13 protein-coding genes are annotated in these 21,605 nt (G+C 70.8%); 9 read left to right on the top strand and 4 right to left on the bottom strand.

Translation table 11 applies throughout. From position 1 onward, the window contains the following. Nucleotides 1-591: a GNAT family protein gene (locus E6P78_RS03700; protein WP_136202021.1), complete on the bottom strand. Its 591-nt coding sequence runs from the start codon at nt 589-591 to the stop codon at nt 1-3. A gap of 241 nt (nt 592-832) precedes the next feature. Here E6P78_RS03700 and secA point away from each other — a divergent pair, with 241 nt between their 5' ends. After that, nucleotides 833-3,655 (top strand): preprotein translocase subunit SecA, encoded by a 2,823-nt coding sequence (gene secA / locus E6P78_RS03695; RefSeq protein ID WP_136202020.1) that lies wholly within the window; start codon nt 833-835, stop codon nt 3,653-3,655. Between the two features lie 554 nt (nt 3,656-4,209). On the opposite strand, the gene E6P78_RS03685 is transcribed toward secA, so the two are convergent. Continuing rightward, the gene (locus tag E6P78_RS03685) at nt 4,210-4,629 is read right to left on the bottom strand and encodes an Rv3235 family protein (RefSeq protein WP_136202018.1); all 420 of its coding nucleotides are present in this window, start codon (nt 4,627-4,629) and stop codon (nt 4,210-4,212) included. A 289-nt stretch (nt 4,630-4,918) separates the two neighbouring features. Here E6P78_RS03685 and E6P78_RS03680 point away from each other — a divergent pair, with 289 nt between their 5' ends. The 3 genes from E6P78_RS03680 to E6P78_RS03670 all read left to right on the top strand — a co-directional run bounded on the left by E6P78_RS03680 (nt 4,919) and on the right by E6P78_RS03670 (nt 11,618). Then, a complete protein-coding gene (locus E6P78_RS03680; RefSeq protein ID WP_136202017.1) occupies nt 4,919-5,425 on the top strand; it encodes a hypothetical protein in 507 nt (168 codons plus the stop codon). A 38-nt stretch (nt 5,426-5,463) separates the two neighbouring features. Continuing rightward, nucleotides 5,464-6,138: an HAD family hydrolase gene (locus E6P78_RS03675; RefSeq protein WP_136202016.1), complete on the top strand. Its 675-nt coding sequence runs from the start codon at nt 5,464-5,466 to the stop codon at nt 6,136-6,138. Between the two features lie 446 nt (nt 6,139-6,584). Beyond that, nucleotides 6,585-11,618 (top strand): NAD-glutamate dehydrogenase, encoded by a 5,034-nt coding sequence (locus E6P78_RS03670; protein ID WP_136202015.1) that lies wholly within the window; start codon nt 6,585-6,587, stop codon nt 11,616-11,618. A gap of 243 nt (nt 11,619-11,861) precedes the next feature. On the opposite strand, the gene E6P78_RS03665 is transcribed toward E6P78_RS03670, so the two are convergent. Next, nucleotides 11,862-12,653, bottom strand: coding sequence for an ABC transporter ATP-binding protein (locus E6P78_RS03665; RefSeq protein ID WP_136202014.1), 792 nt, complete (start codon nt 12,651-12,653; stop codon nt 11,862-11,864). Then, the gene (locus tag E6P78_RS03660; protein WP_240799029.1) at nt 12,646-13,524 is read right to left on the bottom strand and encodes an ABC transporter permease; all 879 of its coding nucleotides are present in this window, start codon (nt 13,522-13,524) and stop codon (nt 12,646-12,648) included. The genes E6P78_RS03665 and E6P78_RS03660 overlap by 8 nt, the downstream gene beginning before the upstream one ends. Before the next feature lie 323 nt (nt 13,525-13,847). On the opposite strand from E6P78_RS03660, the gene E6P78_RS03655 reads away from it, so the two are divergent. From E6P78_RS03655 to E6P78_RS03635, 5 genes are all read left to right on the top strand, one after another. Then, nucleotides 13,848-14,471 carry a TetR/AcrR family transcriptional regulator gene (locus tag E6P78_RS03655; RefSeq protein WP_136202012.1) on the top strand — a complete coding sequence of 208 codons (624 nt, stop codon included), beginning with the start codon at nt 13,848-13,850 and terminating at the stop codon, nt 14,469-14,471. Nucleotides 14,472-14,712: 241 nt separating this feature from the next. After that, nucleotides 14,713-18,258 (top strand): bifunctional glycosyltransferase family 2 protein/CDP-glycerol:glycerophosphate glycerophosphotransferase, encoded by a 3,546-nt coding sequence (locus tag E6P78_RS03650; protein WP_136202011.1) that lies wholly within the window; start codon nt 14,713-14,715, stop codon nt 18,256-18,258. 145 nt (nt 18,259-18,403) lie between these two features. After that, the gene (locus tag E6P78_RS03645) at nt 18,404-19,615 is read left to right on the top strand and encodes a glycosyltransferase family 39 protein (protein ID WP_240799026.1); all 1,212 of its coding nucleotides are present in this window, start codon (nt 18,404-18,406) and stop codon (nt 19,613-19,615) included. Continuing rightward, nucleotides 19,612-21,126 carry a bifunctional glycosyltransferase/class I SAM-dependent methyltransferase gene (locus E6P78_RS03640; protein WP_136202010.1) on the top strand — a complete coding sequence of 505 codons (1,515 nt, stop codon included), beginning with the start codon at nt 19,612-19,614 and terminating at the stop codon, nt 21,124-21,126. The genes E6P78_RS03645 and E6P78_RS03640 overlap by 4 nt, the downstream gene beginning before the upstream one ends. A gap of 70 nt (nt 21,127-21,196) precedes the next feature. Next, on the top strand, nt 21,197-21,571 hold the full coding sequence (locus E6P78_RS03635) for a hypothetical protein (RefSeq protein ID WP_240799025.1): 375 nt from the start codon (nt 21,197-21,199) through the stop codon (nt 21,569-21,571). Nucleotides 21,572-21,605: the final 34 nt, after the last annotated feature.

The following is a 21,605-nucleotide window of genomic DNA, read 5'->3' as shown; positions in this document are numbered from 1 at the left end:
TTAGGGGGCGCCACTGACATCGCCCGCCGGGACGTACGCCTGGGTACCGGCCAGGCCGAGGTCGGAGGGGAGCAGCGCGCCGACCCACGTATCGCGGCGCACCCCCTTGTTGAGCAGCCCCGAGCGCTGGGCGCCCTCCAGCCGGAAGCCCGCCTTCAGCGCGACGGCCCGTGACGGGACGTTGCCGGTCTCGGCCTTCCACTCCAGCCGGTCGCAGCCGAGCGAGGCGAAGCTCCAGCGGGCGGCGCACAGGACCGCCTCGGTCATGTAGCCGCGGCCCCGGTGCTCCTTCGCGGTCCAGAAGCCGACCTCGTACGTGCCCGGGCCGGTCCGCCTGTTGATGCCGAGCGCGCCTATGAGGGCCCCGCCGGCCCGCGGCACCACGGCGAAGTTGTACATCGAGTCGTCCTGCCAGCCGCCCGGACAGAGCCGGGCGGTGAAGAACTCCGCGTCGGGGCGGCCGTAGGGCGAGGGGACCACCGTCCAGCGCTGGATGTCCGGGTCCTGGCAGGCGTCGTACACCGCGTCCGTGTCGGCCTGGACGAAGGGGCGCAACAGCAGGCGGTCGGTGGTGAGGGTGATCGGTTCCATGAAGGGATTCTTGGTGAGGCAGCGGCGGGGAAGCGAGGACTTTTCACGTTTCCCGGCACCTTCCGCACCCTTCGTCCGTTGACTCGGAAGGGCACTGCGGGGACAACGCGGTGGCAGCCCTCCCGGCGCGGCGGGGTCCTCGCTTACGATGGCCGTTGCGGTGGGGCCCACCTGCCGTGCCCGCGCCAGAGTCCATTACACGACCCAGTGCCAGGCCCGACCGGCAAGGAGACCAGCCTCAGTGTCCGTCTTCAACAAGCTCATGCGTGCAGGCGAAGGCAAGATCCTGCGCAAACTGCACCGCATCGCGGACCAGGTCAGCTCCATCGAAGAGGACTTCGTCAACCTCTCCGACGCCGAGCTGCGGGCGCTCACCGACGAGTACAAGGAACGGTACGCGGACGGCGAGAGCCTGGACGACCTGCTTCCCGAGGCGTTCGCGACCGTCCGCGAGGCGGCCAAGCGCGTCCTCGGCCAGCGCCACTACGACGTCCAGATCATGGGTGGCGCCGCGCTGCACCTGGGCTACGTGGCGGAGATGAAGACCGGTGAGGGCAAGACCCTCGTCGGCACGCTGCCCGCGTATCTCAACGCCCTGTCCGGCAAGGGCGTGCACCTGATCACGGTGAACGACTACCTCGCCTCGCGTGACTCCGAGATGATGGGCCGGGTCCACAAGTTCCTCGGCCTCGACGTCGGCTGCATCATCGCGAACATGACTCCGGCCCAGCGCCGTGAGCAGTACGCCTGCGACATCACGTACGGCACGAACAACGAGTTCGGCTTCGACTACCTCCGCGACAACATGGCGTGGTCGAAGGAGGAGCTGGTCCAGCGCGGCCACAACTTCGCGATCGTCGACGAGGTCGACTCGATCCTGGTCGACGAGGCCCGTACGCCGCTGATCATCTCCGGCCCCGCCGACCAGGCCACCAAGTGGTACGGCGACTTCGCCAAGCTGGTCACGCGCCTGTCCAAGGGCGAGGCGGGCAACCCGCTCAAGGGCATCGAGGAGACCGGCGACTACGAGGTCGACGAGAAGAAGCGGACCGTCGCGATCCACGAGCCCGGCGTCTCGAAGGTCGAGGACTGGCTCGGCATCGACAACCTCTACGAGTCGGTGAACACCCCCCTCGTCGGGTACCTCAACAACGCCATCAAGGCCAAGGAACTCTTCAAGAAGGACAAGGACTACGTCGTCATCGACGGCGAAGTCATGATCGTCGACGAGCACACCGGCCGTATCCTCGCCGGCCGCCGCTACAACGAGGGCATGCACCAGGCGATCGAGGCGAAGGAAGGGGTGGACATCAAGGACGAGAACCAGACGCTCGCCACGATCACCCTGCAGAACTTCTTCCGCCTCTACGGCAAGCTCTCCGGCATGACCGGTACGGCGATGACCGAGGCCGCCGAGTTCCACCAGATCTACAAGCTGGGCGTCGTGCCGATCCCGACGAACCGGCCGATGCAGCGCGCCGACCAGTCGGACCTCATCTACCGCACCGAGGTCGCCAAGTTCGCCGCGGTCGTGGACGACATCGCCGAGAAGCACGAGAAGGGGCAGCCGATCCTGGTCGGCACGACCTCCGTCGAGAAGTCCGAGTACCTCTCGCAGCAGCTCTCCAAGCGTGGTGTCCAGCACGAGGTGCTCAACGCCAAGCAGCACGACCGGGAGGCGACGATCGTCGCCCAGGCCGGCCGCAAGGGTGCGGTGACCGTCGCGACGAACATGGCCGGACGAGGCACCGACATCAAGCTCGGCGGCAACCCGGACGACCTCGCCGAGGCCGAGCTGCGGCAGCGGGGGCTCGACCCCGTCGAGCACGTCGAGGAGTGGGCGGCCGCCCTTCCCGCCGCGCTGGAGAAGGCCGAGGAGGCCGTGCGAGCGGAGTTCGAGGAGGTCAAGGAGCTGGGCGGGCTCTACGTCCTGGGCACCGAGCGGCACGAGTCGCGCCGTATCGACAACCAGCTGCGCGGTCGTTCCGGCCGTCAGGGCGACCCGGGCGAGTCCCGCTTCTACCTGTCGCTCGGCGACGACCTGATGCGGCTGTTCAAGGCGCAGATGGTCGAGCGCGTCATGTCGATGGCCAACGTGCCGGACGACGTGCCGATCGAGAACAAGATGGTGACACGGGCGATCGCGTCGGCGCAGTCGCAGGTCGAGCAGCAGAACTTCGAGACGCGTAAGAACGTCCTGAAGTACGACGAGGTGCTCAACCGGCAGCGTGAGGTCATCTACGGCGAGCGGCGCCGGGTCCTGGAGGGCGAGGACCTGCAGGAGCAGATCCGCCACTTCATGGACGACACGATCGACGACTACATCCGCCAGGAGACGGCGGAGGGCTTCGCCGAGGAGTGGGACCTGGACCGGCTGTGGGGCGCGTTCAAGCAGCTCTACCCGGTGAAGGTCACGGTCGCCGAGCTGGAGGACGCGGCGGGGGACCTGGCCGGGGTCACCGCGGAGTTCATCGCCGAGTCGGTCAAGGACGACATCCACGAGCAGTACGACGAGCGGGAGAAGACGCTCGGCTCCGAGATCATGCGTGAACTGGAGCGGCGCGTGGTGCTGTCGGTCCTGGACCGCAAGTGGCGCGAGCACCTCTACGAGATGGACTACCTCCAGGAGGGCATCGGCCTGCGGGCCATGGCGCAGAAGGACCCGCTGGTCGAGTACCAGCGCGAGGGCTTCGACATGTTCAACGCCATGATGGAGGGCATCAAGGAGGAGTCCGTCGGCTACCTGTTCAACCTGGAGGTCCAGGTCGAGCAGCAGGTCGAGGAGGTTCCTGTCCAGGACGCGGCGACGTCGCTGTCCAAGGAGGACGCGGTGCCGGCCGCGCGGCCGGAGATCCGCGCCAAGGGGCTGGAGGCTCCGCAGCGGCCCGACCGGCTGCACTTCTCCGCTCCCACGGTGGACGGGGAGGGCGGGGTGGTCGAGGGCGACTTCTCCAGCGGGGATGGTGCCGGTGCCGGGTCGGAGTCGGAGTCGGATGGGCTTACTCGGGCGGAGCGGCGTAAGGCGCAGAAGAGTGGGGGCGGGGGGCGGCGGCGCAAGAAGTAGCTTGCGCTGACGTTGGGGTTTGTAGCCGGGCCGGGCACCGTTCTGGGGTGTCCGGCCCGGTTGTTTTGTGTGGGGGTGGGGGCCGTGGGGGCCGTGGGAGCGGGTGCGGGTGCGGTGCGCTTGTGGTGTGCGGTGCGTGTGCGTGTGCGTGTGCGCCTGCGGCGGGCCTGTTCCCCTACCCGCCCCTTCCCGAAACCGGGGCGCTGTCCCGGGCCCCGTTCCTCAAGCGCCGGAGGGGCCGGGAGGAAAAGCGCCGGAGGGGCTGGGAGGAAAAGCGCCGGAGGGGCCGGGACTGTGGGGCTCCGCCCCGGGCCCCGCGCCTCAAATGCCGGCGAGGCTGGGAACAACGCCGGAGGGGCTTGAAGGGGTGCAATGCGCGGGGGTGCTTGGGCGGTGCGGCTCGGGGTGGGCGTTTTGAGGGGTTCTGGTGGGGCGCTGAGGGCTTGGGACGGGGTTTTGGGGCTCGGGGGCCCGGGCCCTGTCTGGGGTGGCTGTGGGGCGTGAGGGGCCCCTCCGGGGGTCTGGTGGGGCGCGGGGGTGTGGTGTTCGGCGGCTCATCGGTTTCGCATCGGGGTGTTGCCCAGTTCCACTGCCGCGCAGCGCCAGCGGAGGTCGGAGCCCTGTTCCAGGCGGAAGGCCATGGCGCGAACCTCTTCGCCTGCGGCGATGCTTGCGCAGGCTTCCACTACGCCGGGGGCCGGCTGGGCGCCTCGGCACATGCGGATGACCGGGCGGGTGCCCCGGGTTCTGAGGGGGGTGCTGGGGGCGAGTTCGGCCAGTTGGTCGTAGGCCTCGCCGATGGTGTGGCCGAGCATCCAGTGGACCGGGCGCTGGCCGCTCAGGACCGCCAGCAGGCGTTCCGCGAACCAGTGGTGGGGGCGCATGCGCCGAGGGGTCCGGTGGCGTTGGGCGGGTACGGCTTCGGGCCTGCGTGCGTCGTGCCGTCCTGCGGGCCGGGTCCTGTTCGTGGTCATCGCTGTCGCCCCCGTGCTCCAGAGGCCCGGCGGATACCGGGCGGTAACTTCTGCTGGTGATCTTTTACGGGGGTGCGGAGGCCGCCGCAAGCGTCGGTGGGGTCGCTCGGGGCGGGCCCGGAATTCACCTATCCGGGTGGTCGACCCCGTCCGGTGCGGGTGCCGGGGGCGGGCCGGGCCGGGTGAGCGGTCGTCGCCGGGTGGACGGGGCCGGGCCCGTACGCGTAACCCCAAAGGGGGACGCCGCACGTATCCTGAGGGCGTCTCCGACTACGAAAGCGGCCCAGCCATGCGCGTGTACGTCCCCCTGACCCTCGCCGGTCTCGCAGCGGCGCACCGGGCCGGCGAACTGGGCCCCGGTCCGCTCACCGCCTACGCGGTGACCCCCGCGCTGCGTGAGTGGTACGTCTCCGACGACATCGAGGAGCTGGAGTACGCGGCGCTCAACCGGGCCGCGTCCGCCTCGCTGCGGCTGATCGCCGGGGACCCGCAGGCCGCCCGGCGCCGGGTCGTCGTCGCCGTCGACGTTCCGGACGGTGCCGCGGTCGCCGACCCGGACCACGTCCTCGACGCCTCCTCGCTCGGCGAGGTCACGATCGCCGCCGCCGTGCGGCTGACCGAGGCCGCCGCGGTCCACGTCGACTCCGGCGACGCGGACAAGGACGTCACGGCGGCCGCCGCCGCGCTCGGGGCGGCGGACCTCGGGGACGACGACGCGCAGTTCACCGTCGACGGCGCCGAGGACCACGAACTGCTCTGGTTCGGGGTGCAGGAGATTCCCCACCTGATCGGGTAGCCGGCCGGTTGTCAGTGGGGGCGAGTATTTTTCTGGGCATGGGGACTGCACCGGGACACCACCGCACGCATCTGGTCTGGGACTGGAACGGCACGCTGCTCGACGACAACACCGCCGTCGTCGGCGCGACCAATGCCGCGTTCGGCGAGATCGGCCTGTCGCCGATCACCGTGGAGCAGTACCGGGAGATGTACTGCATCCCGATACCCCGTTTCTACGAGCGGCTGATGGGCCGGCTCCCCACCGACGCCGAGTGGGAGCGCATGGACGGCGTCTTCCACCGCCACTACACCCAGCAGCGGGACGCCTGCGGGCTGACCGCGGGCGCCGCCGAGCTGCTCGCCCAGTGGCAGCTGACGGGCCGCAGCCAGTCCCTCATGAGCATGTACCAGCACGAGGAGCTGGTCCCCGTCGTGCGCGGGTACGGCATCGAGCGGCACTTCGTGCGCGTCGACGGGCGCACCGGGCCGTCCGGCGGCAGCAAGGCGCAGTACATGGAGCGGCATCTCGTGGCCCTGGACGGGATATCCCCGCGGCACACGGTCGTCATAGGTGACGCGGTGGACGACGCCGTGGCCGCCGCCCATGTCGGTGCCAAGGCGGTCCTCTACACGGGCGGCTCGCACAGCCGGGCCAGTCTGGAGGCGGCCGGGGTGCCGGTCGTGGACACCCTGGCCGAAGCCACGGCACTCGCCGAGCGGCTGGTGGGGTAGGCCGTACCTCGTCCCGTGGGCCGTTCCTCGTCCCGTGGGCCGTTCCTCGTCCGGCGGGCCTCGCTCCGGTCGGTCGGGGCCGGTCGGGGCGGGGTGGGTCGGGGCGGGGCCACGGCGCCTGTCCAAAGTGTCTAAATTCGCGGCCTTCTTTTGTACACATCCGGATCGTGACGGTGACGGGCGCGGGCGAGATAGCCTGGACCCCGTGATCAGCGCGATATGTCTCGGGGGCAGCGAAGCCCCCGGCCGGCGCCCGGAGTGCCACAGTGCCCGGGCCGTCCCGACTGATCCCTCTCGCCCGGGCCGACCGCCGAAAACGGCCAATAAGGTCCCGGGGATCTCTCACCGCGGCATAGCGTCGACCCAGACCGGAAACCCCGCGTCGTGGCGTTGTGCCGACCCTTTCACCTACGTCACGCAACGGCGCGCGACAGGAGCCAGAGGACATGCAGACCAAGCTGGACGAAGCCAAGGCCGAACTGCTCGCACGGGCCGCCGAGGTAGCTGACAACAGCCCGGGCGGTGGTGCCGGCGGGCCGGGCGGTGCCCCCCGGCTGCACGTCGCGGCCACCGCGGCCGACGGCGGCACGGGGGCCGAGCAGGAGGGTTCCCGCCAGGACGTCCTGCTCTCCTATCTCCAGCGCTACTACCTCCACACCGCTCCGGAGGACATCGCGGGCCGGGACCCGATCGACGTCTTCGGCGCCGCCTCCTCGCACTACCGGCTGGCCGAGGAGCGCCCCCAGGGCAAGGCGAACGTCCGGGTGCACACCCCGACCGTCGAGGAGAACGGCTGGACCTGCAGCCACTCCGTGGTCGAGGTGGTCACCGACGACATGCCGTTCCTGGTCGACTCCGTCACCAACGAGCTCTCCCGCCAGGGGCGCGGCATCCACGTCGTGATCCACCCGCAGGTCATCGTCCGGCGCGATCTGACCGGCAAGCTGGTCGAGGTCCTCACCAAGGGCGCAGGCATCGCCACCGGCCCCCAGGCCGGCCGCGAGAACGCCAAGGGGGCCAAGGACGCCAAGGCCGGGCTGCCGCACGACGCGGTCGTCGAGTCCTGGATTCACGTCGAGATCGACCGCGAGACCGACCGCGCCGACCTCAAGCAGATCCAGAGCGACCTGCTGCGGGTCCTGTCCGACGTACGGGAGACCGTCGAGGACTGGGAGAAGATGCGGGACGCGGCGCTGCGCATCGCCGACGACCTGCCCGGCGAACCGCTGGACGACCTCGCCGACGACGAGGTCAACGAGGCCAGGGAACTGCTGCGCTGGCTCGTCGCCGACCACTTCACCTTCCTCGGCTACCGCGAGTACGAGCTGAAGGACTCCGACGCGCTGGCCGCCGTCCCCGGCACCGGCCTCGGCATCCTGCGCTCCGACCCGCACCACACCGAGGACGAGGCGCACCCGGTCAGCCCCTCCTTCGACCGGCTGCCCGCCGACGCCCGCGCCAAGGCCCGCGAGCACAAGCTCCTCGTCCTCACCAAGGCCAACAGCCGGGCGACCGTGCACCGCCCCAGCTACCTCGACTACGTCGGCGTGAAGAAGTTCGACGCCGACGGCAACGTCATCGGCGAGCGCCGCTTCCTCGGCCTGTTCTCGTCCGCCGCCTACACCGAGTCCGTGCGCCGGGTCCCCGTCATCCGCCGCAAGGTCGCCGAGGTGCTGGAGGGCGCGGGCTTCACGCCCCACAGCCACGACGGCCGCGACCTGCTCCAGATCCTGGAGACCTACCCGCGCGACGAGCTGTTCCAGACGCCCGTCGACCAGCTGCGCTCGATCGTCACCTCTGTGCTCTACCTCCAGGAGCGGCGCCGGCTGCGCCTCTACCTGCGCCAGGACGAGTACGGCCGCTACTACTCCGCGATCGTCTACCTGCCGCGCGACCGCTACACCACCGGTGTGCGCCTCCGGCTGATCGACATCCTCAAGGAGGAACTGAACGGCACCAGCGTCGACTTCACCGCCTGGAACACCGAGTCGATCCTGTCCCGGCTGCACTTCGTCGTCCGGGTCGCCCCCGGCAGCGAGCTGCCGAGCCTCACCGACGCCGAGGCCGACCGCATCGAGGCCCGCCTGGTCGAGGCCGCCCGCTCCTGGGCCGACGGCTTCCAGGAGGCGCTGAACGCCGAGTGCGGCGAGGAGCGCGCCGCCGAACTGCTGCGCAAGTACGGGCACTCGTTCCCCGAGGGCTACAAGGCCGACCACTCGGCGCGCGCCGCCGTCGCCGACCTGGTCCACCTCGAAGCCCTCAACCAGGACGAGCGGGACTTCTCCCTCAGCCTGTACGAGCCGGTCGGCGCCGCCCCCGGTGAGCGCCGCTTCAAGATCTACCGCACCGGCGAGCAGGTCTCGCTGTCCGCCGTCCTGCCTGCCCTCCAGCGGCTCGGCGTCGAGGTCGTGGACGAGCGCCCGTACGAGCTGCGCTGCGCGGACCGTACGCAGGCCTGGATCTACGACTTCGGGCTGCGGATGCCGCAGACCACCGCCAACGGCGGTTACCTGGCCGACGGGGCGCGCGAGCGGTTCCAGGACGCCTTCGCCGCGGTGTGGACCGGCGAGGCGGAGAACGACGGCTTCAACGCGCTGGTGCTGAGCGCCGGTCTCGACTGGCGGCAGGCCATGGTGCTGCGCGCCTACGCGAAGTACCTGCGCCAGGCCAGTTCGACGTTCAGCCAGGACTACATGGAGTCCACCCTCCAGAACAACGTCCACACCACCCGGCTGCTGGTCTCGCTCTTCGAGGCCCGGATGTCGCCGGACCGCCAGAGCGCGGGCACCGAGCTGATCGACGGGCTCCTCGAAGAGCTCGACGGGGCCCTCGACCAGGTCGCCTCGCTCGACGAGGACCGCATCCTGCGGTCCTTCCTCACCGTCATCAAGGCCACCCTGCGCACCAACTTCTTCCAGCACGCGGACAGCGGCGAGCCGCACGCGTACGTGTCGATGAAGTTCGACCCGCAGTCCATCCCGGACCTGCCCGCGCCCCGCCCGGCGTTCGAGATCTGGGTCTACTCGCCGCGCGTGGAGGGCGTCCACCTGCGCTTCGGCAAGGTCGCCCGCGGTGGTCTGCGCTGGTCGGACCGGCGCGAGGACTTCCGTACCGAAATCCTCGGCCTGGTCAAGGCGCAGATGGTGAAGAACACCGTCATCGTGCCGGTCGGCGCCAAGGGCGGCTTCGTCGCCAAGCAGCTTCCCGACCCCTCGGTGGACCGGGACGCCTGGATGGCAGAGGGCGTCGCCGCCTACCGCACCTTCATCTCGGCGCTCCTCGACATCACGGACAACATGGTGGCCGGCGAGGTCGTGCCGCCCAAGGACGTCGTCCGGCACGACGAGGACGACACCTACCTCGTCGTCGCCGCCGACAAGGGCACCGCGAAGTTCTCCGACATCGCCAACGAGGTCGCCGTCGCCTACGGCTTCTGGCTCGGTGACGCGTTCGCCTCCGGCGGGTCGGCGGGCTACGACCACAAGGGCATGGGCATCACCGCCCGCGGCGCCTGGGAGTCCGTCAAGCGGCACTTCCGGGAGCTCGGACACGACACCCAGACCGAGGACTTCACCGTCGTCGGTGTCGGTGACATGTCGGGCGACGTCTTCGGCAACGGGATGCTGCTCTCCGAGCACATCCGGCTCGTCGCCGCCTTCGACCACCGGCACATCTTCATCGACCCGAACCCGGACGCCGCCACCTCCTACGCCGAGCGGCGCCGCCTCTTCGACCTGCCGCGCAGCTCCTGGGCCGACTACGAGAAGGGGCTGATCTCCGCGGGCGGCGGCGTCCACCCGCGCAGCGCCAAGTCCATCCCGGTCAACGCCCACATGCGCGAGGCGCTCGGCATCGAGCCCGGGGTCGCCAAGATGACGCCCGCCGAGCTGATGCAGGCCATCCTCAAGGCCCCCGTCGACCTGGTGTGGAACGGCGGCATCGGTACGTACATCAAGTCCTCCGCCGAGTCGAACGCGGACGTCGGCGACAAGGCCAACGACGCGATCCGCGTCAACGGCGCGGACCTGCGCGCCAAGGTCGTCGGCGAGGGCGGCAACCTCGGCGCCACCCAGCTCGGCCGGATCGAGTTCGCCCGGGACGGCGGCCGGATCAACACCGACGCGATCGACAACAGCGCCGGTGTGGACACCTCCGACCACGAGGTGAACATCAAGATCCTGCTCAACAGCCTGGTCCGGGACGGCGACATGACCGTCAAGCAGCGCAACGCGCTGCTCGCCGAGATGACCGACGAGATCGGCCACCTGGTGCTGCGCAACAACTACGCGCAGAACACCGCCCTGTCCAACGCGGTCGCGCAGGCGCCCTCCCTGCTCCACGCCCACCAGCGGTTCATGCGCCGGCTGGGCCGCGACGGGCACCTCGACCGGGCGCTGGAGTTCCTGCCCAGCGACCGGCAGATCCGCGAGCTGCTGAGCGCGGGCAAGGGGCTCAGCCAGCCCGAGCTGGCCGTGCTGCTCGCGTACACGAAGATCACGGCGGCGCAGGAGCTGATCGGGACCAGCCTGCCGGACGACCCGCACCTGCAGAAGCTGCTGCACGCCTACTTCCCGCGGCAGCTGCGCGAGCACTACTCCGAGGCGGTCGACGCCCACGCGCTGCGGCGCGAGATCATCGTCACGGTCCTGGTCAACGACACGGTCAACAGCGGTGGTTCGACCTTCCTGCACCGGCTGCGGGAGGAGACCGGCGCGTCGATCGAGGAGATCGTGCGGGCGCAGTTCGCGGCCCGCGAGATCTTCGGGCTCAGCCAGGTGTGGGACGCCGTCGAGGCCCTCGACAACGCGGTCGCCGCCGATGTGCAGACCCGCATCCGGCTGCACTCGCGCCGGCTCGTCGAGCGCGGTTCGCGCTGGCTGCTCGGCAACCGGCCGCAGCCGCTGGCGATCTCGGAGACGGTCGACTTCTTCCGCGACGGCGTCGAGCAGGTCTGGGCCGAGCTGCCCAAGATGCTGAAGGGCGCCGACCAGGAGTGGTACCAGGGCATCCTGAACGAGCTCACCGAGGCGGGCGTCCCGGACGAGCTGGCGCAGCGCGTCGCCGGCTTCTCCTCCGCCTTCCCGGCGCTCGACATCGTGGCGATCGCCGACCGCACGGGCAAGGAGCCGCTGGCCGTCGCCGAGGTGTACTACGACCTCGCGGACCGGCTGGGGATCACCCAGCTGATGGACCGGATCATCGAGCTGCCGCGGGCCGACCGCTGGCAGTCCATGGCCCGTGCCTCCATCCGCGAGGACCTGTACGCGGCGCACGCGGCGCTCACCGGCGATGTGCTGAGCGTGGGCAACGGGTCCTCCTCGCCGCAGGAGCGGTTCGAGGCGTGGGAGGCGAAGAACGCGGCGATCCTGGCCCGGTCGCGCTCCACGCTGGAGGAGATCCAGGGGTCGGACGCGTTCGACCTGGCGAACCTGTCGGTGGCGATGCGGACGATGCGGACGTTGCTGCGTACGCACGTGTAGGCGTGCGGGTGGGGTGAGGGCGAGGCGGCTGCCGGGTGCGTCCCGGTGGCCGTTTCGTCCTCAAGCGCCGGACGGGCTCGAAAGGTGTCCTCAAGCGCCGGACGGGCTCGGAAGGTGTCCTCAAGCGCCGGACGGGCTGGAGGTGCCGGACGGGTTGGAGGGGGCGAAACGGTTGGAGGGGGCGGGCCGCGGGCCCCAGGGGGCGGCTGGGTCCGAGGGGGCGGCTGGGTCCGGAAGGTGTTTTCAGGCGCCGGGGCGGGTGGAGCGGGTGGACCTTTCGTAGGCTGCGACGACTTCCTCCGCCGGGCCGTCCATGCGTAGCGTGCCGGCCTCCAGCCAGAGGGCGCGGTCGCAGGTTTCGGTGATCGACTTGTTGTTGTGGCTGACCAGGAAGACCGTGCCGGCCCGGCGGCGCAGTTCGATGATCCGGTCCTTGCTGCGGCGCTGGAACCTCGCGTCGCCCGTCGACAGGGCCTCGTCGATCAGCAGGACGTCGTGGTCCTTCGCGGCGGCGATCGAGAAGCGCAGCCGGGCGCCCATGCCGGAGGAGTACGTGCGCATGGGCAGCGTGATGAAGTCGCCCTTCTCGTTGATGCCGGAGAAGTCGACGATCTCCTGGTAGCGCTCGCGGATCTCCGCTCGGGTCATGCCCATCGCGAGGCCGCCGAGCACGACGTTGCGTTCGCCGGTCAGGTCGCTCATCAGCGCCGCGTTCACCCCGAGCAGCGAGGGCTGCCCATGGGTGTGGACGCGGCCCCTGGTGGCGGGCAGCAGGCCGGCGATGGCCTTCAGCAGGGTGGACTTGCCCGAGCCGTTGGAGCCGATCAGGCCGATCGCCTCCCCCTTGTACGCGGCGAAGCTGACACCTTTCACGGCGTGCACCTCGCGCACCCCCGGGGCCTGCCGGCGCGAGGCGATCCGGCTCAGCGCCGAGGTGGCGCTGCCCCTGCCGGTGCGGGCGCCGTTGACCTTGTACGTGATGTGGACGTCGTCGACGACGACCGTCGGCACCGCGGAACCCGTGTGCTCAGCCACGTCCGTAACTCTCCTCGGCCTTCCAGAAGTAGATGAAGCCGCCCACGCCGCACACCAGCGCCCAGCCGGCGGCTACCGCCCATACGTGCGGGGGCAGTTGGTTCGCGCCGAAGCTGTCGATGAGCGCGAACCGCATGAGGTCGATGAAGACGGCCGCCGGGTTGAGCTCCAGGGCCAGCTTCACCAGGTGCGGGACGCGGTCACCCCGCAGCATCGTGTCCATGCTCCACATCACGCCCGACGCGTACATCCAGGTGCGCAGGATGAACGGGGTGAGCTGGGCGATGTCCGGGGTGCGCGCGGCGAGGCGGGCCACGACCATCGAGACGCCGGTGTTGAAGACGGCCTGGAGGGCCAGGGCCGGCACCGCGAGCAGCCAGGACGGGCGCGGGTACTGGCCGAAGGCCAGCAGGATCAGGGTCAGCGCGCCCAGCGAGAAGAGCAGCTGCTGGAGCTGTTGCAGGGCGAGCGCGATGGGCAGTGAGGCGCGCGGGAAGTGCAGTGCCCGTACGAGCCCGATGTTGCCGCTGATGGCGCGGGTGCCGGCGGTGATCGAGGAGCTGGTGAAGGTCCAGATGAAGACGCCCGTGACCAGGAACGGGACGTAGTCCGGCACGCCGTGCTTGGTCTTCATCAGGATGCCGAAGATGAAGTAGTAGACCGTCGCGTTGAGCAGCGGGGTCATGATCTGCCAGATCTGGCCGAGCTTCGCCTGGCTGTACTGGGCGGTGAGCTTGGCGGTGGCGAACGCCGTGATGAAGTGCCGCCGCCCCCACAGCTGCCGTACGTACGCCGGCAGGGACGGCCGCGCCCCGCTCACGGTCAGGCCGTGCTGTGCGGCGAGGGCCGCCAGCTCGCCCGATCCGTACACGGGCGGTCCGTAGCCGGGCGGGGAGAGGGGCGGCGGGGTGTCCGCCGGGGCCTGGGCTGTTGTCTGGCTCACCACGATCGCTTTCGACGGGAGGCGGGCAGGCGGGGAAACGAGCGCGCGGCGACGGGAAACCGACCGCGTGGCGACAGGCGCCAACCGCGCGGCGACCGGAAACCGACCGCGTGGCGACAGGGGGCCAACCGCGCGGCGACGGGAAAACGGCCGCGTGGCGACGGGACGGGTCCGTATCGTCGCTACGCCGAGAGTAGGACGCCATGACGCCGGAACGCAACCGTTTCGTCGTCGCGGACTATGATTCGGCCATGACCACCGACCCCGGAAGCCGCCGCCGCGCCCCGGCGGGAGCCGCCGTCCTGCGCGAGGACGTGACCGACGCCATCCGCAGCGCGGTGTTCGCGGAGCTGGCCGCGGTCGGCTTCGCGCGGATGTCCATCGAGGGCATCGCCCGGCGGGCGGGCGTCGGCAAGACCGCCGTCTACCGGCGCTGGAAGTCCAAGCTGCACCTGGTCCTGGACCTGGTCTCCGCCGTCGCCGCGCAGGGCATGCCCGCCCCGGCCACCGGCTCGCTGTACGGGGACGTGCGCGCCGTGCTCGAACTGGCCGCGTACGCCCTGCGCCACCCGCTGGCCTCCCAGGTCATCCCGGACCTGCTGGTCGAGGCGGCCCGGAACCCGGAGATCTCCGACACCATCAAAGCCGCCCTGCTCGACCCGCAGCAGGGCGTCGCCGCGGTGGTCGTCCGGGACGCCGTCGCACGCGGTGAGCTGCCGACGGACAGCGACCCCGACCGCGCCCTCGACCTGATCGTCGGCCCGCTCTACTGGCGGCTCGCGGTGGTCCGGGGAGAGCTGCCGCCCGGGTATCTGGACGACCTCGCCGCCTCGGCCGTGGCCGCCCTCACGCACCGGGCGGACTCCACCGGGTGACGCCTCGATCATGTGTCCAAGCGTGCTTGTAGGGGTCACCCTTCCATCGGTTAGTCTGGTGGACGGGCCGCCCACCGGGCCTTCCGGAGCACGCGTTCACCGTGCACCAGGACCGCCCGGGCGAAGCCCCGGGCAGGCGAGCACGGTGCAGGCGTAGTCACTCGTTCGGGACCGCAACCGGTGACCCCCGACCGTCCATACGGTTGAGCCCTACGGATAGCCAGGCCCTTGATGAACGGACGTGCTCAACATGCCGCCACGGCTCAGTGTCGTTGTCCCCGTCTACAACGTGGAACTCTTCCTGACGGACTGCCTGAAGTCCCTCGCGGAGCAGACCATGACCGACCTCGAGGTGGTGATGGTCGACGACGGGTCCACCGACGGCAGTGCCGCTCTGGCCGCCGAATTCGCCGCGCAGGACGACCGCTTCAAGCTGGTCAGCCAGAAGAACGGCGGACTGGGGCACGCCCGTAACACCGGTGTCCGCAACTGCGACCCGGAGAGCCGCTACCTGGCCTTCGTCGACAGCGACGACGTCATCCCGCCGAACGCGTACGAACTCCTCGTCGGCGCACTGGAGGAGACCGGCTCGGACATCGCGTCCGGCAACGTGCTGCGCCTGCGGGCCGGCGGCAGGCTCCAGCAGTCGCCGATGTTCCGCAAGCCGATGGCCACCACCCGGATGCGCACCCACATCTCGCGCGACTGGTCCCTGCTGAGCGACCGGATCGCCTGCAACAAGGTCTTCCGCCGCTCCTTCTGGGACAAGAACGAGTTCGCCTTCCCGGTCGGCACGCTGTACGAGGACGCCCCCGTCGTGCTGCCCGCCCACTTCCTGGCCGAGTCGGTCGACGTCGTCAAGGACCCCGTCTACCACTGGCGCGACCGGCCCGGCTCGATCACCGCCAGCCGGGCCGTCGTCCGCGGCGTCCGCGACCGCGTCACGCACGTGCAGGGCGTCTCGACGTTCCTGGCGGAGAACCGCCGCGCCGAGGACAAGAACCACTACGACGCGTACGCCCTGGCCAACGACCTCTGGTACTTCATGGAGGTCCTGCCGGACGGCGACGAGGACTACCGGACCGCCTTCCTCACGCACACCAACCAGTACATCGACCAGATCGACCCGTCGGTGCTCGACGGCCTTCCGCTGCGCCTGCGCGTGATGTGGTACCTGGTGCGCGAGCACCGCATGGAGGAACTGCTGGCGCTGCTCGACCAGGACAAGCGCGAGCCCGGCGCCTTCGAGGTCCGCGGCGTGCGCCGCCGCCAGGCCGACTACCCCGTCCTCACCCGGCCCGTGCCCGCCCCGGTCCTGCGCGTCGCCGACCGCGACCTGCCGCTCGCCGCCCGGCTGCGCGACGCCCAGTGGCGCGACGGCAAGCTGCACCTCAAGGGCTACGCGTACGTCCGCAACCTGCCCGTCACCTCCGGGCCCAGCGAGTTCCGGATCGGCTGGCTGCGCGCCGGGCGGCGCAACGTCGTCCCGCTGCGTCTGCGCCGGGTCGACGAGCCCGAGGCCACCGCCCGCGCCCGCCAGAGCCTGCACGACTACCACCGGTCCGGTTTCGAGACCTCCGTCGACGCCTCCAAGCTCCGCATCCAAGCCGACGGCGGCCCCAAGCAGCTCACCTGGCAGTTCGAGGTCGGCATCGCCAGGAACGGCCTGCTGCGCCGCGCCTTCCCGTCCGTCCGCGAGGCATCCGTCGCGCCGCCCGTCCACCGCCCCGACGGCGACCACCGCATCGTGCCCGCCTTCGACGGCGACAAGCTGGTGCTGCACGCCGAGCGCGTCGACGCCCGGTTCGAGACCCACGGCGCGGGCGAGGCGGCCGGTACCGTCCGGGTCACCGGCGTGGTCCGATCCCGCCTCGTCAAGGGCGAACTGACGCTGCGTCTGACGCACGGCGCCACCAAGACCACGTACGAGGTCCCCGCCACCGTGAGCGAGGGCGCCGACGCCACCGCCGCCGGCTGGCGCCGCTTCACCGCCGAACTCCCGCTCGCCGCCATCGAGGAGGCCCGCCCCACCGGGGACGAGGCGCCCAAGAACATGGCGTACAGCGTCCACCTGACCGGCCCCAAGGGCCTCAAGGCCTCGCTCGACGCCCCGGGCGCGGTGCCGCCCGGCCGCTACCCGCTCGCCGACCGCGCCGAAAACGGGCACAGCGAGCTGGCCTTCGTCGCCAGCACGCGCGGCAACCTGGTGATCAGCGACCGCCCCGTGCAGCCCGCCGTCGAGCTGGCGAGCTGGACGGAGGACGGCCGGCTGTTCCTGGAGGGCACGTTCCCCGAGGACCCGGAGCACCCGGTCGAGCTGGTGGCGCAGAACAGCAGCCACCGCGAGGAGCAGGTCTTCCCGGTCGAGTTCACCGGACCCGAGGACGCACGCCGCTTCCGCGCCGAGCTGCGGCCCGACGCCGTCGAGGGCCCGGGCGGCGCACTGCCGCTGGGCGAGGGCAACTGGTACTTCTTCTTCCGGGACAAGGGCGCCGCCGACGAGAGCGGTGACCGCGCCCTGCGCATCCCCGCCTCGGCCTTCCACACCCTGCCCGTCACCCGCCACCTCTCCGGGCGCGACTACACCCTGGAGCGCCGCTTCGGGGACCAGCTCCTCGTCGTCTCCGCCTCCGTGCTCACCGCCGCCGAGCGCGGCCCGCGCGCCAAGCGGCTGCTGAGCGAGGCGTACGCGGCACAGCGCACCGAACCGGTGCGCGCCGCCGCCCTCTACAGCACCTTCGACGGCCGCCAGTTCTCCGACTCGCCACGCGCCGTCTACGAGGAGCTGGTGCGCCGGGGCACCGAGGTGGAGCACCTGTGGGTCGTCCGCGACCAGCAGGCCATCGTCCCCGAGGGCGCCACGGCCGTCGAGCACGGCTCGGTCGCCTGGCACGAGGCGCTGGCCCGCAGCCGCTACATCGTCACCAACACGCAGCTGCCCGAGTGGTTCGTGCGGCGCGAGGACCAGACCGTCGTCCAGACCTGGCACGGCACCCCGCTCAAGCGCATCGGCCTCGAACTCGCAGGCACGGCCCAGGCGAACGCCGCCTACATCGCCACCCTCGCCGACCGGGCCAAGCAGTGGAACTTCCTGGTCTCGCCGAACACGTACTCCACCCCCGTCCTGCGCCGCGCGTTCGGCTTCGAGGGCGAGGTCCTGGAGTGCGGTTACCCGCGCAACGACATCTTCCACGCCCCCGACCGCGCCAAGGTCGCCGCGGCGGTACGGGAGAAGCTCGGCATCCCGGCCGGCAAGCGGGTCGTCCTGTACGCGCCGACGTGGCGCGAGGACCAGCGCCTGGGCGGCGGCCGCTACTCGCTGGGCCTCCAGCTCGACCTGGCCGCCGCCGAACGCGAACTCGGCGACGACACCGTCCTGCTGGTGCGCCGTCACTACATGGTCACCGACCGGCTCCCGGACAGCGGCACCGGCTTCGTCCGCGACGTCTCGCGCTACCCCGACGTCGGCGAACTCATGCTCATCAGCGACGCCCTGGTCACCGACTACTCCTCGCTGATGTTCGACTTCGCCCAGACCGGGCGGCCGATGCTCTTCCACACCTACGACCTGGAGCACTACCGCGACACGCTCCGCGGCTTCAGCTTCGACTTCGAGTCGCGGGCGCCCGGCCCCCTGATCCCGGGCTCCGACGACCTCATCGAGGCGCTGCGCGACCCGGAGCGCGCCATCGCGGGACACGCCAAGGCGTACGAGCAGTTCCGGCACGACTTCTGCGACCTCGACGACGGCCGGGCGACGGCCAGGGTGGTCGACCGCATGCTGTAGTCGACGCCCCTGGGTTCAACGCCCCTGCCCGTGCCCGGCCGGTACCGCCACCGGCCGGGCACGGGTGCGTCGGGGGCAGGGGTTTACGCGACGGTGACGGTTCGGTGCGTTGCTTAGCGTCGCCTCCTTGCTACGTTCTGCTTTCATGGGTATCCGAATGTGGGGCGAAACAGACGTGCGGCGGGCCCGAACCGCCGTGCTCGTCGCGGCGACCGTCGGCCTCCTCGTCCGCATGACCATCGCGGCCAACTCACCCGGCCCGGCCGACGTGCGCATCTTCCGGGGATTCGCCAAGGCCATCACCGTGTACGGCCCCGTCCGCATCTACGAGCACCCGCTTCCCGGCCTGCCCGTCTACAACCACCCGCCGTTGGCCGGCTGGATGCTCATGGGGCTGAACAGCCTCACCGACCTCGGGTTCTCCTTCGCCACGCTGATCAGAATCCCCGCCTCGGCCGCCGACTTCTGCTGCGCGCTCCTCGTGTTCGAGATCGTGCGCCGCCGCGCCGCCCCGCGCACGGCGATGCTCTGCGGCATCGGCGTCGCCGCCAGCCCGGTGCTCATCGCCACCTCCGGCTACCACGGCAACACCGACGCGGTCGCGATCGCCTTCGCCCTGGCCGCCGCCCATCTGCTGGCCGACCGGAAGTCGCCACTGGCGGCGGGCGTGGCCGCGGCGCTCTCGATCAGCGTCAAATTCATCCCGGTGGTGGTGATCCCCGCCCTGTTCGTGGCCGCGCTGCGCGGCGGGCGCCCGGTCCTGGTCCGCTTCGCCGCGGGCTTCGCGGGCCTGGGCGCGCTCGTGTGGGGACCGGCCCTGGTGACCGTGCCGCTGGACCTGGAACGCAACGTCCTGGAGTACGCGGGCGGCAGCTACCGGCTGTGGGGCCTCGTGCGGTTCGCGGACGCCCTCGGACTGCCCGATTCCGTCATCACCTCCATGCAGGGCGGCGGCCACTTCCTCTTCGTGCTGGTCTGCGTGGCCGCCGGCATCCGGCTCGCCTGGCTGCGCCCCGCCCAGCTGCCCGGTGTCGTCGCCTTCACCCTGGGCCTGCTGCTGCTCCTGTCCACCGCCTCCGGCCTCCAGTACCTGACCTGGGCGGCCGCCGGCATGTTCGTCCTCGGACCGGTGGAAGGGCTCGCGTACAGCGCGGTCGTCGGCCTGCTCGCCGTACTCGGCTACAGCGGGCGCTCCGCCGTGCGCTGGAGCGAACCCGTGCTGTACCTGGGCGCCGCGGGCTGGCTCGTACTGGCGGCCGGGCTCGCCACCGGCGTACGCCGGATTCTCGCGGCCCCCGGACCTGTTCATCCGTCGACTGAACCCGCACCCCGAGCACAACTGGAGAACGCCCCGTGAAGGAAAGCCCGAGTCCCAGGATCGGCATCCTGGTGGTCGCGTACAACGCGGAGACAACGCTGGAGAAGACCCTCGACCGGATTCCGGAGGACTTCCGGTCCCGGATCGACGAGGTCCTCATTCTCGACGACGCGAGTCACGACGCGACCTTCACCGCGGGCTGCCGCTGGTCGCAGGCCGAGGGAATGCCGCGGACCGTGGTGATGCGGCACACCAAGAACCTCGGCTACGGCGGCAACCAGAAGGCCGGATACGCGCTGGCCGCCGACCACGGACTGGACATCGTCGTGCTGCTGCACGGCGACGGACAGTACGCCCCCGAACTGCTCCCGGAGATGGTCGCCCCCATCGAACGCGGCGAATGCGAAGCCGTGTTCGGGTCACGCATGATGACGTCCGGCAGCGCACTCAAGGGCGGCATGCCGATGTACAAGTGGCTCGGCAACCGCATCCTCACCCGGCTGGAGAACGGCCTGCTCGGCTCCGAGCTGACCGAGTTCCACTCCGGTTACCGCGCCTACAGCGTCGACGCCCTGAAGAAGCTGCCGATCGACCGGAACACCGACGCCTTCGACTTCGACACCCAGATCATCGTCCAGCTGCTGGACGCGGGCATGCGGATCAAGGAGATCCCGGTGCCCACGTACTACGGCGACGAGATCTGCTACGTCAACGGCATGAAGTACGCCAAGGACGTCGTCAAGGACGTCCTCGAATACCGGCTGGCCGTCAAGGGGTTCGGGACCTGCCCCTGGATTCCCAAGCCCGTCGAATACGCCTTCAAGGAGGGCGACGGCTCCTCGCACGCCGTCATCCTGGAGAAGATGCGGAAGCTGCCGCCCGGCCGGGTCCTCGACCTCGGCTGCTCCGGCGGCCTGTTCGCCGAGCGCCTGGAGTCCCTGGGCCACGAGGTGACCGGCGTGGACTACGTCGAGGTGCCGGGCGTCCGCGAGAAGTGCACCCACTTCCACCTCGCCAACCTGGAGGAGGGGTTGCCCGCCGGGGTCGGCACCGGTTTCGACTACGTCGTGGCCGGTGACGTCATCGAGCACCTCTCCCGCCCCGAACGCGTCCTCGCCGAGGTCGCGGGCGTGCTGCGGCCCGGCGGCCGGGTGCTGCTGTCCGTACCCAACTTCAGCCACTGGTACTCCCGGCTGCGGGTCGCCGTCGGGGCCTTCGGCTACGACCGCCGCGGCATCCTCGACGAAACGCATCTGCGCTTCTTCACCCGCGCCAGCCTGCGCCGCACCGTGCGCGCCGCCGGGTACGACGTCCTGGACCTCGCGTCCACCGGGGCGCCGTTCTGGTCGCTGCTCGGCCGGGGCCCGCTCGCCGCGGTGCTCGGCGGGATGTCGCGGCTGCTGACCCGCATCCGGCCGACGCTGTTCGGCTATCAGCACGTCGCACTGCTCACCCCGCATGCGGCCGAGACGATCATCGCTGGAGAGCACGTCGATGTACAGGACATCCTCAACCGACAGTACGTCCCCGCCGACCGGGTCGGTGTCTGAGGCGCCCCCTCCCGGGCCCGCAGCCGCCCCGGCGCCCGAGCCCCCCGCCCCCGCAGTCAGGAGCAAGGTCTTGACCCTCCCCAGTGTGCTGCTGCTCCTGTTCGCCGTGTTCTCGTCGGCGGGCGGCCAGATCATGCTCAAGCACGGGATGAAGGGCGCCGCGGCCGCCGCCGGTCGGGACGGCGGCTCCGTCGCGCTGCGCGCCGCCGGCAGCCCCTGGGTCGTGCTCGGCCTGGTGATCTTCGCGGTGTCCGCGATCGCCTGGATGACGACGCTGGCCAAGGTGCCGCTCTCCGTCGCTTACCCCTTCAACGCGCTCGGCTACCTGCTGATCGTGCTCGCCGGGGCGACCGTGCTGCACGAGCGGACCTCGCTGTGGACGTGGGGCGGCTCGCTGCTCGTGGTGGTCGGCCTCATCACGGTCATGGCCGGCCAGCAGGGCTGAGCCGGCACAGCCTTCACAGCGCGAAGGGCCCGCC

Origin of the sequence: Streptomyces sp. A0958 (assembly GCF_004795035.1) — a bacterium.
In the GTDB taxonomy this organism is placed as follows: Bacteria; Actinomycetota; Actinomycetes; order Streptomycetales; family Streptomycetaceae; genus Streptomyces.
The sequence above is the reverse complement of the archived record's forward strand: the minus strand, read 5'-3'. Positions and strand labels throughout refer to the sequence as shown.